Source organism: Mucilaginibacter sp. P4_G9 (assembly GCF_056400985.1).
Genome location: NZ_JBFUKF010000156.1, coordinates 1 through 12,020 on the forward strand (window position 1 = coordinate 1; position 12,020 = coordinate 12,020).

Here is a 12,020-nt window from a genome sequence, read left to right on the forward strand (position 1 = left end):
ATATATTGTAGCGGCGCCATCATCTATTAAACCGGGTAGCCTGGTTAGTTTTTTTAGCAGGAATGCGGCCGGGAATAAAATTTTAGAGAAAATAGTTTTAAGTAAAAACGCGATGGTAAACCTGTTGGTTACCTGCAAAAGAATTGGCCTTGTGGATGCCGAAGGCTATAATATTTTGCTAAAAGAAATTGAAACAGAAGAGTTAAGGTTTAACATGTACGCATGCTTTACTTATTTGCGGTTTTTAATAACCGATGAAGCTAAGTTGACCAGGTTACTTAACGAATATGCTATAAGGAGCATTTTCATTTTTGGGAAGCGTGACAAAAAGTACCCGCTTGCTATCGGGAAAGCTTTTTTAGCCGAGATAAAAAACGCCGAAATAATAGATATGGATGAAAGCCACGAAATAATTAATAAACGTTTTGCTGCAGTTTTAGGAGGCCTGTTGTTATGATCATTAAATCAAAGCCACTGCCACTTTTTTTATTGAAAATTGCCGGGTACCTGGTTGAAAAGGTTTTAAAATCACGTTTAAATAAACTGGTTATTAACCCAATTGAAATTAAGCCAGGCCATTCCTATATTTTATTATGTAATCACTTTGGCTTTGGCGATGGTTTTTTAGGTTTTTATTTAGCCTGGAAGGTAATTTTAAAGCAGGGGCAGATGAAGCGTTTATACATCATGTCGTTAAAAAAGCAGATGCAAAAGAACAGCTGGCTTAGGTATTGCGGCAGTTTTTCTGTTGAGCCGGGTAAAAAGTCCATCAGGGAAAGTTTTGCATATGCTGCCGAACAGCTTGCCGAACCAGGTAACCTGCTGCTGTTTTTTCCGCAGGGAAACCTGGAAAGCTGTCATATCCGGTCGATTAAGTTCCAGGAGGGTATTGCCGAAATAATCCCTTTAATTAAAGGAAACTGCCAGATCATATGGACCAGCAATATTATCGAATACTTTGAAAGTATAAGTCCCTCGGTATATTTCAATATGCTTGATTGTGGTACAAATCACAACTTTGATTTCGATACATTGAAACAACAAGTTAACCAACACCACCTTCAATCAATTAAGCAAAACATACGTTTTACCGACGAGGAAAACTAACAGGATATAACCGCATTAGTTTATTGCCTGGGCGCGGTCTCGGTAATCCCGCTGTGACAATTTAACTGCCACCTAAGTATTGGTTTATACCAAAAACATTATTACCTATTAAAATAGGATTACCAGGAGTAGATTGAACCTGGATGGTCATTTTTCCGGATTCAAAGGAAATGTTGTTGGTTATAATAGAAGATTGTTGAAGACTGTAAAGAGGCCAGTAACCCATTTCAACCATTGCTTTAATTAATATTTGCTCATCGGCGGTAAAATCAGCATCAGAAGTAAGGTTAAGCGTAATTCCATCCACAGCCAGCACAGATCCAATAGCATAATTAAACGTTCCATCGCTGCCAAAATACTCGTCCCAGTTAGCGGGCGTTGTCCATGGAGGAGTCGTTTTTGACACCAATGCAAGATGAAGCAGTCCTGAGTTATACCAGGCACCGGGCGTTATGGGCACAACACAAAAATGGTCGAAACTTACTGTAATAGAAATGGTGCTTAGCGCAAACTTTTTATTCAAATGTAAGCCGCACCAACTCCCGGTCCATAATCCAAAAAAATTAGGGTCATAACCGGGTATCCATGACTTTGATACATTGGGATTATCGTTTAATGAGTTAAATGAGAAATTTGTGGGCGGCGATGCCCGCAGTGTTGTAGTTAAATAAGAAAAAGAAGGTAAATAATCAACCGGTTTTGCATTTGACCCTTCATAGGGTTTTAAAGCCGCCTGACCGCTGTTAATAAGCAACTGATAGGAGAGGTCGGTACGTCCGATGTTAGCTACAGACGGCGCATTTATCATGGCCCATTGAAACCACACAGTTGGTAATGTATTGGCAGGTGGCTGGGGTGATAAACTCTTTAAATAAACAGTCCATCTTGCATAATTAGCGGCACCTATGTCTTTTCTAAAAGTACTGTCAGGAAATGCCAGCTGGTTTATCACAGCTGCATATTGGCTAAAAAAGCTGGGCTGGTTATAAAGCCAGTAATTATATTTTAAAGTTGGCGGAGGAATAGTATTAAAATAAGCCCAAAGACTTTCGTCATCTTTTGCTATGGCAAGAGGTTGTATCAGCTGAAAATTATTGATCGACAAGTTCAGGCTGCCGGCCAATTGGTTGTACCACGCGTCTGTAATTGCTGTAATGCTGTCGCAAGGAAGATTTATGTTTGTCATCATTAGCGGTATATAATAATCAACCTAAAAATGAAGGCTGGTTTTTAGCCAGCCTTCAAAAGAAATTATGCATTCACCTCTTCGAAATTTTTTGCTGAAGCATAAAGCGCAATTGCAGGCGCTGATGAATGCCCAACAAATTCTCCTGCAGATAGTACGTTAACACCCAGCACAATAGGCACACCTTGTATGCTTGATGTGGTAATTTGTAAATTACCGTTCTCATTAAAGGTTGCTGTATTGGTTGATGAGCTGCCGCTGCTGCCGCAATAGAATGGCCAGAATCCGGCAGATCCGCTCGATGTAATAGTTTGCTGATCCAATGTAGAATAGGAAGCGTCAGAAGTTATTGTTACCGACATACCAGAAGCAACAATCACGTTGGCGCCAAAACGCTGCATGTTTCCATTGGTGCCAAAAGTATTGTTCCAATTGATAGAAGAGCCCGGGCTCCATGGGTTTCCGCTTTGGTTAGCATAGGCCAGCCCCATTGCAGATGAGTAGTACCATGCGCCAGGTGTATTAGCAAAAACCAATACATTGTCGAATGATGCATTAACTGTTACATTGCTTGCGGCAAATTGCTCACTGATTGAAGACGTAGAGCTGCTGCCTCCCCAAAGTCCAAAGAATCCTGAATCGGAACCGCCTGTCCATGAATTGCTTACATTAGAATTCATGGAGTTGCTGTTAAACGAGAATGCTCTCTGAGGACTGCTGTTTAACTGGTTTACCATATCGGTATAACTAAGCTGCCAATCAAAATTTATTGGAAGTCCTTGTGCATCTGTATAAATTAAAGCCAGTTCGTTTTGAGCAGTAGCAATAGGATCTAATAAAATCGCGGCATAATCAGAAGAACCGATATTGGCAACGCTTGGTGCATAAAACATAGCCCAGTTTCTAAACATAGTTGGGATTTGATTCATGGATGGAAGCGTAGGGAGTTTTAAAACGTATGCTTGCCATTTTGCATAATTGGCTGCACCGATATCCTCCTTAACATTTATTTCTCTTGAAGGAACCAGGGCAGACAGTAAACCTCTGTAATCGTTGTAGAATTGATTACCACCGCTTGCTGCAAACTGTTGTGTTAAAGAAAAGGGCGGGATATTATTGTAATATGCCCAGAATATACTGTTTGCTGCAGAGCCACTTGCTATAGGTGGCGCTGGCTGAATGATTTGGAAGGAATCCGGGCTTTGACCCATGCCTTGCGAGAATCCATTATACCAACCATTTTGTAAATCTAAGAACGTACTCATGTTTGAATTGCTTTAGTTTTCCCCTACGTAAGGCTTTTGGGGATTTGCCCCTGTAACGATGCATTTACAGGTAAGCCCGTTTTTTTGAGTGGTAGCTGATCTCCACTTTTCAAAAGCTTTTGCATAACAAAGTTGCTTTTAAATACTACCGCAGATAAGCGTGTAAATACCTGTTTTTAAACCCCCGTGTTTTTACCTGTTTTTCATGAGTATTTACCTTATTGCGGAGTTTGTATAGCTATGGTGCCGCCGTAAATTAACCCGGTATGCTGCAAACGCGCCCCCGATGAGAGATCCTGCGGGGACGGAGGAGAGATAATTTTAAAATCATTTTATGGAATGTTTATAATACCTGCATCTAACAGGAAATAAGCAATCCATGAAAAGACTAAATTTATTTTTTTTATCGGTAACTGTATTCATCGCACTACAGRTATCAACTGCCTTTGCCCAAAGCCCGCAACTTACTGTAGATGGTAAAAGCAATAACGGCGTAAAGCTGCAGCAACTAAAAATTGACGTTGCCATTTACGGTAATATCAGCCGTACCACGTGGCAAATGACTTTCTTTAATTCCACGTCCCGTATTTTAGAAGGCACATTAACTTTTCCGCTTAAAGATGGTGTAAGCATCAGCCGGTATGCTTTAGATATTAACGGCAAAATGCGCGAGGCCGTTCCGGTTGACAGGGGAAAGGGTACCGTAGTTTTTGAAGCTATTGAACGCCGCCGGGTTGATCCGGGTTTGCTGGAAAAAATAGAGGGTAACACTTTTCGTACCCGTATTTATCCCATTAATCCGCACAGCACGCGCACTGTAATTATTGGTTACGAAGAAGAGATCCCGCTGGCAGATAACGGCAATCTGAGATTTACTTTACCCCTCAATGTAAAAGATACGGTAGATAAATTCTCGCTTAACGCGGCTGTAATTCAAAGTGTAACGGCCCCGGTTACCGATAACTCCAACGGCGATAACCTGCAGTTTGATAACCATCAAAATACCTATACTGCCTCTATCGAAAAAATTAACGATACACCTGATCATTCCCTGTCTTTCTCGATACCAAAACCGTTGAATGCAAACGAGGTAATGATACAGGCTCAAGGTAATAAGTATTATTATTTCATCAACACTACCCTGCAATCACAAATTATAAACAAGCCTGGCCCTCACCGCATCGGCTTATTGTGGGATGCATCGTTAAGCGGCGCCAACCGCGACAGCAAAAAGGAATTTGCACTGCTGGATGCTTATTTCAGAAAGATAAATAATGCTGAAATTACTTTGGTAAGCTTTAGTAACGCCATTTTAAGCACAAAAACTTATAGCATCAGCAATGGTAATTGGGCGACGCTTAAAAACGACCTTGAACATACTACCTATGACGGGGCTACCAACCTGGGAAACATCAATTTAGCGCAATACCAGGCAGACGAGTTTTTATTAATGAGCGACGGGCATCAAACCTTTGGCGAAAAGACCATAAAATTGAGTAACAAGCCTGTTTATTGTATCAATTCATCAGCATCGGCCGATTATAGTAACCTGAAACTGATAGCCTTGAAAACGCATGGTGAACTTATTGACCTGACCAGGGATGATAACGACAAGGCGCTAAAAAGTTTAACTACTCAGCCGCTGCATTTTTTAGGGATAAAGGCCGGCACTTCGGTCGAAGAAAATTACCCTTCTTTGCCGGTTGCGGTTGGCCGTACATTTTCAATTGCAGGTATTACGCGAAACCCTAACCAGGCCATCACTTTACAATATGGTTATAGTGATAAGGTAAGCTACGAAAAAGTGATCACGCTCGATTTGGCAAAAAACGCGGTTGAAGATGTTGATGTGGCCAAACTATGGGCGCAAAAAAAGATAAGCGAGCTGGATATTAACTACGACGCTAACCGGCAGGACATCGAATCATTAGGTAAACGTTTTGGTGTAGTTACCCGCAACACTTCCCTCATTGTTTTAGAAACCGTGTACGACTATATTCAATACAGCATTGAACCGCCTGCCGAATTGCGCGAACAGTATGATGCCATTATGAAACAAAGGGCGCCCAATAATGTACAACCTCAGCGGGAAAACCTTAGCACTGCTCAATATATGCTAAATGACTTAACGCAATGGTGGAATGCCGATATTAAGCATGAGGTTAAACCCAAGCCCAAGAACAGGAAAACACCTCATCAAAATACAGCTGCTGCAAGTGCTGATGTGACTATAGATGAACCCGTAGGAAATTCAGATATTAGACAGACAACAACAAACGAGGTAGCCAGGTATAAAGCAAACCAGGCGACACCAGGCTCCAGCCACCTTAATGAAGTTGTTGTGGTTGGATACGGAGTACAAAGAAAAACATCGGCTACAGGGTCTGTGCAAACTCTACAGGGGCGGGTATCAGGCCTGGTGGTAAATTCGGGTACACCGGGGTCAGCCGAGAAGGTATCTATTCGTGGTAACTCCAGTGTGGGTAACACGCAGCCATTGTACGTTGTTGATGGGGTGGCAACCAGCAATCCACCCAATATTAACCCTAATGATATTGCATCAATAAATGTGATAAAGAATGCCAATACAACAGCTATTTATGGTGTTAAAGCCGCTAATGGAGTAATTGTGGTAACCACCAAAAATGGCAGGGCAGCCAATGCCGACTCTGTTGTTAGCCAATTAAAACAAAAAGAGGGAATCAATATTACCTACAGTCCCGCGAATGCCGATTATTTAAAAACTATCCAAAAAACTGCCAAAACCGGGCAATATCAAAAGTACCTGGAGTTAAGGCAGGCCTTTAGCGGTAACCCTGTTTACTATTTTGATGTTGCCGATTATTTTATAAAAACCGGGAACAAAGAACTGGGCCAGCGCATATTAAGTAATTTGGCCGAGTTAGACCTGGGCAGCTATGAGCTATATAAAATGCTGGGCTATAAATTAAAACAAACCGGAGATTTCGAGAGTGAGGTATTTGCCTTTAAAAAAGTTACCGAATTACGCCCCTTAGATCCGCAAAGTTACCGCGATTATGGCCTGGCTTTGGAGGATGCCGGCGAACACCAGAAGGCTTTAGATGTACTTTATGCCGCCATGAAAAAGAGTTATACGGCCGAAGCCGACGGCCTTTATAATGGCATACAGGAGATATTTTTACCCGAAATAAACAGGATCATCGCCTTAAATAAAGAGCGCCTTAATCTTTCTGCAATTTCTAAAACAGTTATTAAATCATTACCGGCAGACATCCGCATTGTAATGGACTGGAATATGAATAATACCGATATTGACCTTTGGGTAACCGATCCGAATAACGAGAAATGTTACTACGGCCACAACCGCACCGAAATTGGCGGACGCATTTCGGATGACATGACCCAGGGATTTGGCCCGGAGCAGTTTTTATTAAAAAAGGCTATAAAAGGCACCTACAAAATTGAGATTAACTATTATGGCGACAGGCAGGCAACCATTGCCGGGCCAACAACCATTATGGCCGAACTATTTACCCATTACGGAACCCCACAGGAAAAAAAGGAGCTTATTGTATTACAAATGAAAAAGGATTCGAAAGGAGCGGTATATATCGGAGATCTGGATTTTAAGTAAAGGGTTTTAACCTTAGCACCAAACTTACGAAGTTTCAAACCTTCGTAAGTTTTTGCACGATTAGAGAAACACAGCATCTTCAGATTTTCGCGAAATATGYCTCGCAATTGCAAAAGTTTCTTTCATCCCCTTATCAATCCCGGCTATTTTTAAGCGCCGATAGGTCACATTGAAGGTTTTTGTCCCAGTTGCCGGTTTTGGCGGCTGCATCATAAGTAGATTGCATAAATTTCAGCAATGTTTCTTCTGGTTTGGCAGATCGTTGTACGGCTTCGTAGGTTAAAAAAAACTCACCCATTTCACTGCTGTAAAACGCTTCGGGCGGCGCTACCTGCTGAGTGCCAAAATCATCCGGCGCAGGGTAACAGTACGAATAAAAGGAAGGGTGCGGAAACTCCTCTGAGCCCGGCCAGAAACCGCATGAGCTTACCTCCTGCGAGTATGCTTCCTGCATCACCTCTTTTGGTATATTGGGCATAGCTCCCTGGTGCAATGGCGCCGGTCTGCCCGAAAAACGTGTAACTGCCAGGTCAAATGCACCCCAAAAAAAGTGTACCGGGCTGTTCTTGCCCTGGAACCCGGCCCTGAAATCGGTAAATACATTATGGATCCTGACCAAAGCCTGCCAAAAATTATGCATTACCACGGCGTTGTAACCGCAAGGCGCATGATTTTCAGCAAATGGTATGGCGGGGTCTACCTCGTTTGGTACCGGGTAAATGGCTACTTCCACACCTGCTTTGCGAATACTATCCATCAGCTCACTATAAAAACCGGCCACTGTTTGACCCCCAAGTGCAAAATAAAGCCTGATTCCCTCACTGGTAGTGATCTGTACCTGGTGGTTGATAAAATCCAGGTCTATCTGGAAAACGCCGCCATCATAGGGCATACTGCCTGTAGTTAGTCCGGTGGGGCTTACATACAGCGTTACCTGCCATGAATGATTGATCCAGGGCATTTTCTGCAGCCTTATTTTGCCAACTATCTGGGTATACATATGTGCTGTGGCGATTGTTTCCTTTAGATCGTGGTAAGCTAAAACGGGCCAGGTTGATGTAGGTTGATCGGTCATGGGACTGAAATTTTAAAGGGTAAACAGGAGACGCAGTAATATGTTTTGACTGGGGACGGATATGGAAAAATGGCGGGGAGAAAGTACCAGCCATAAACTTAAAAGCTTGTTCCGATTTGTACAATTTTAAGGCCGATAGCAGCGGTAATTTTGATAAATAAATTCAAATTAATTAATGTTATGATCAATAGAAATAATATTCCCGCTGTGATGCAATTACTTGTCCTGCTATTTTTGTTTGGCCATTGTGATGCGCAACAAGCAAAGAGAAACGCCAATCTTGAAGATGCTAAGAAAGCTATAGCCGAAAGTAACAGCATCTATTTCCAGGCTTTTGCAAAAGGTGATTCATCCATATTTATTGATCGCTATGCAAAAGATTGCTGGATTATGCCACCAAATGCACCGGCAATGTGCGGTGCAGAAGCGCCGCTCAAATTTTTTAAAATAGCTTATGAGCAAATTGGTCTCAGGAATGGCAAGTTTATTACCATTGATGTATTTGGCGATGGTGAAGAATTTGTAACCGAAGTGGGGTTTTGGCAGTCGTTTGATGTTAATAATAAACTGTTTGATGAAGGTAAATTCCTGGTATTGTGGAAGAAAACTGCAAAAGGCTGGAAAATGTTCAGGGATTCTTTCAGCAGCGACAGGAATAAATAGAAATACGAGCTATTGCAGTTGGTGTAAAAGAAATATAAAAGTCATAAATTCACGATATGGAATTTAAGCATTTTTTTCCATCAGATATTTTAAAGCCTTACATCAGGCACTATTATATCTTTGAATCAGATTCGGACATTGAATTTGAGGACACTGTATTTCCAAGCGGCGATATGGAAGTGATCTTTAACCTGGGTGAAGGTACGTGGGAGTCGTCAGTTGAAAATACATTCCTCAAAACCCCTCCGATAGAATTATGGGGACAGATCACAAAGCCCCTTGCTATCAGGTCAAAGGGCAGGCATACCATGTTGGGCATTAAATTTTTTACGCATTCTGCAGCCTATTTTTTTAATGACGAAATAGCGGTATTTAACGACCAGATCTCTGATCTTACTGATATTATAGGCAGCCCGGCAAAAACCTTACACGCACAGCTTTTAGAAACAAAAGACCAGCACACAAGAATAGAGCTGACAGAGATTTTTTTATTGAAAAGATTAATCAGCAGCGAAAAAAGATCATTTAAGATTGATAAAGTAGCCCATATTTTATCAAGCATAAAAAAGAACCCGGCAGAAAATAACCTTGGTAATATTGCATCCAAACACGGTATTACCCCACGTTACCTGCACAAATTAATTTACCAGAATACCGGCCTCTCGCCAACATCGTTCAATAAAATAAACAGGTTCCAGTTCAGCCTTAAGCTTATTGCCAAAAACGAACAGCCTTTTACTGCCATTGCCTATAACTGCGGCTATTTCGACCAATCGCACTTTATAAGGGATTTTAAATCTTTTACCGGCCTTACACCCTCGGCGTACATGGAAAACATAACTCCTGTTAACCAGCTGTTACTTCAATAAAATTTYAAACGGTTCCGGTTTATACAATTTTAAGATTTACCACTGCCATACCTTTGGTATAATTAAATATTAAACATTTATTGTATRAACACTTTTGAAACATTTTCGCAGCTGCACCAAAACCCAACGCCTTTCCTGTTAGGCAATATATGGGATGTTAACAGTGCAAAGCTATTTGAAGCTAATGGTTATAAAGCAATTGGCGTTTCCAGCCAGGCATTGGCAAACTCATGGGGTTATGAAGACGGAGAAAACCTGCCCTTCGAAACCTTGCTTCAATTAGCCAAACGGGTAGTTGAGGTAGTTAATATCCCTTTTTCGGTAGACATGGAAGGTGGCTATAGCCGTACGATTCCAGACATTATTGCCAATATAAATAAACTGCATGATGCAGGTGTGGCTGGCATAAACCTGGAAGATACGATTGCGGGCGTTACCCGTAATTTATTGCCTGTTGATGAATTCCAAAAAATACTTGCTGCCATAGCTGATCATATCAGCAGGGACAATTTGAAATTGTTTTTAAACATCAGGACGGATGGATTCCTTTTGGGTTTGCCAACAGCACTTTCAGAAACGCTCACCCGGATCAAAAGCTACGAAAACTCGGGCGCCAGCGGGATTTTTGTACCCTGTATCACCAACAGTGATGATATTAAAACAGTGGTGAATGCCACTAAGCTTCCCATTAATGTTATGTGTATGCCCGATTTGCCGGGTTTCGAAGAGCTGGGGGCTCTGGGTGTAAAAAGGATTAGCATGGGGCCATTTCTTTTTAATAAAGTTTATGATGCCGCCGGGAAATTGGCAAGGGCTGTCATTAGCGATAAAAACTTCTCGTCCATTCTGTCATAATTTTCTATTCACCAATAAAAACAAAAAAGATGAACTTACCAACAAGAGCGCAGGATGCTCATGCCACACTTGCCGCCGCGTTTAACACAGGCGATGTAGCCACAGTAATGAGCATGTACGATGTTACCGGCATTATTGTACCTGAACCAAACAAGCCGGTATCTGGCAAAGATCAATTTGAAGCATCGATAAAAGCCATTTTATCCATTAAAGGAAAAATGGAAATTAAAACTGTTTATTGTCTTCAAACAGGCGATATTGCCCTGGGGCGATCTGAATGGAGCATTACCGATGGCAGCGAAGTAAAAATAGCTGCCAAGGGCATCGAAGTAATGAAACAACAGGCCGATGGTACCTGGAAAATAGTAATAGATCAGGCATTTGGCGCTGAAGCTAACCTGTTGGCTTAAAAAAGAATAACCTGCAAATGATGTGTCAGGGCCCTGTTTTCTTTATAGGAGCCGGGGCCGGACACATTCATTTTATAAACTGGTAAAAACAGCCAGCTTATAACTATTATTGTCTTTCGGGGTAGCAAAATCAAGCCAGCTTTGTAAAGCTACCTGGGCCGTGCAGGGTCCGTAAGTAATAATCTTAATTTTTCTCTGTAACGATTCTTTCCTCAAAATCTCTAAAACCTCATGCAGCATTTCACCCATGAAGGGCGTAAACATAAAAAATATGGTCCCTTCAGAATAGTCTGCTTTCCGTGCGTCGGCATTTATAAATGTCACATTGGATAAATGGAGCGCTGCCGCGCAATTAGCCGCATAATCGCAAAAGGCCGGCTCAAACTCTATACCCTTGACTGTAACCCCGGTGAGAAGATTAATTAGGATGGCTACCTGGCCCAGGCCCGAGCCCAAATCAAAAAAAACATCCTCTTTCGTGAAATGGGATTTCTCTGCAAGTTCGAAAACGATCCTGGCAGGCGTTTTTTGGTAGTATACCATTTCCGGCTCTAAATCTTTAATCTGCTCCGGCATAGTCTGAAGGGGGAATAACCCGTTGATAAAAATATCAAGGTTATCATAACCTGGGTCTTCCTGGTGTTCATGGTCTGAATTAAAACCGGTGTATTCATTAACCAGTTTTTTGAACTCTTTTCCTGTATATCTCCCTGTCCTGATCTTTGCCTGCAGTTTTTGAAACAGGTTAATATCAATTTCTTCCAGTTCGGCTTTTACTTTTTCTGCACGGTATTTCAGAAAAAGCAGTTTATCTGGTTCGCCTGTTTTCTGCAGGAGTTCTTCAATCTGATCAATAACCCGGAAACCGATGAAATCTATAACCTCCATCCGCTTATCAAAGTTTTTCTCCTGGCGCAGCAGGGTATCTTTCTCTATTGCCGCTATATACGATTGTATTTCATACATCGCCGTTG

Annotated in this window: 10 protein-coding genes and 1 pseudogene; 7 read left to right on the forward strand and 4 right to left on the reverse strand. The window is 41.7% G+C overall.

The annotated features are described in order from the left end of the window. Positions 1-457: pseudogene (locus AC1DPZ_RS14440) on the forward strand (alpha/beta fold hydrolase); the annotation flags it as partial. Continuing rightward, positions 454-1,107 carry a lysophospholipid acyltransferase family protein gene (locus AC1DPZ_RS14445; RefSeq protein WP_477404510.1) on the forward strand — a complete coding sequence of 218 codons (654 nt, stop codon included), beginning with the start codon at positions 454-456 and terminating at the stop codon, positions 1,105-1,107. The pseudogene AC1DPZ_RS14440 and the gene AC1DPZ_RS14445, both read left to right, overlap by 4 nt. Before the next feature lie 61 nt (positions 1,108-1,168). Here AC1DPZ_RS14445 and AC1DPZ_RS14450 read toward each other — a convergent pair whose 3' ends face one another. After that, on the reverse strand, positions 1,169-2,296 hold the full coding sequence (locus AC1DPZ_RS14450) for a hypothetical protein (protein WP_477404512.1): 1,128 nt from the start codon (positions 2,294-2,296) through the stop codon (positions 1,169-1,171). A 62-nt stretch (positions 2,297-2,358) separates the two neighbouring features. Beyond that, positions 2,359-3,558, reverse strand: coding sequence for a hypothetical protein (locus tag AC1DPZ_RS14455; protein ID WP_477404514.1), 1,200 nt, complete (start codon positions 3,556-3,558; stop codon positions 2,359-2,361). Between the two features lie 379 nt (positions 3,559-3,937). On the opposite strand from AC1DPZ_RS14455, the gene AC1DPZ_RS14460 reads away from it, so the two are divergent. Then, complete coding sequence (locus AC1DPZ_RS14460; RefSeq protein ID WP_477404516.1) at positions 3,938-7,174, forward strand: VIT domain-containing protein; 3,237 nt, start codon at positions 3,938-3,940, stop codon at positions 7,172-7,174. A 133-nt stretch (positions 7,175-7,307) separates the two neighbouring features. On the opposite strand, the gene AC1DPZ_RS14465 is transcribed toward AC1DPZ_RS14460, so the two are convergent. Then, positions 7,308-8,249 (reverse strand): DUF5996 family protein, encoded by a 942-nt coding sequence (locus AC1DPZ_RS14465; protein WP_477404518.1) that lies wholly within the window; start codon positions 8,247-8,249, stop codon positions 7,308-7,310. A 180-nt stretch (positions 8,250-8,429) separates the two neighbouring features. On the opposite strand from AC1DPZ_RS14465, the gene AC1DPZ_RS14470 reads away from it, so the two are divergent. The 4 genes from AC1DPZ_RS14470 to AC1DPZ_RS14485 all read left to right on the forward strand — a co-directional run bounded on the left by AC1DPZ_RS14470 (position 8,430) and on the right by AC1DPZ_RS14485 (position 11,046). Next, complete coding sequence (locus AC1DPZ_RS14470) at positions 8,430-8,912, forward strand: YybH family protein (protein ID WP_477404520.1); 483 nt, start codon at positions 8,430-8,432, stop codon at positions 8,910-8,912. 56 nt (positions 8,913-8,968) lie between these two features. Continuing rightward, positions 8,969-9,781 carry a DUF6597 domain-containing transcriptional factor gene (locus AC1DPZ_RS14475; protein ID WP_477404522.1) on the forward strand — a complete coding sequence of 271 codons (813 nt, stop codon included), beginning with the start codon at positions 8,969-8,971 and terminating at the stop codon, positions 9,779-9,781. A 111-nt stretch (positions 9,782-9,892) separates the two neighbouring features. Then, positions 9,893-10,636 carry an isocitrate lyase/PEP mutase family protein gene (locus AC1DPZ_RS14480; protein ID WP_477404528.1) on the forward strand — a complete coding sequence of 248 codons (744 nt, stop codon included), beginning with the start codon at positions 9,893-9,895 and terminating at the stop codon, positions 10,634-10,636. Between the two features lie 29 nt (positions 10,637-10,665). Beyond that, positions 10,666-11,046: a YybH family protein gene (locus AC1DPZ_RS14485; protein ID WP_477404524.1), complete on the forward strand. Its 381-nt coding sequence runs from the start codon at positions 10,666-10,668 to the stop codon at positions 11,044-11,046. Positions 11,047-11,118: 72 nt separating this feature from the next. Here AC1DPZ_RS14485 and AC1DPZ_RS14490 read toward each other — a convergent pair. Next, the coding region (locus tag AC1DPZ_RS14490; RefSeq protein WP_477404526.1) for a class I SAM-dependent methyltransferase at positions 11,119-12,020 on the reverse strand (902 nt) is incomplete at its 5' end.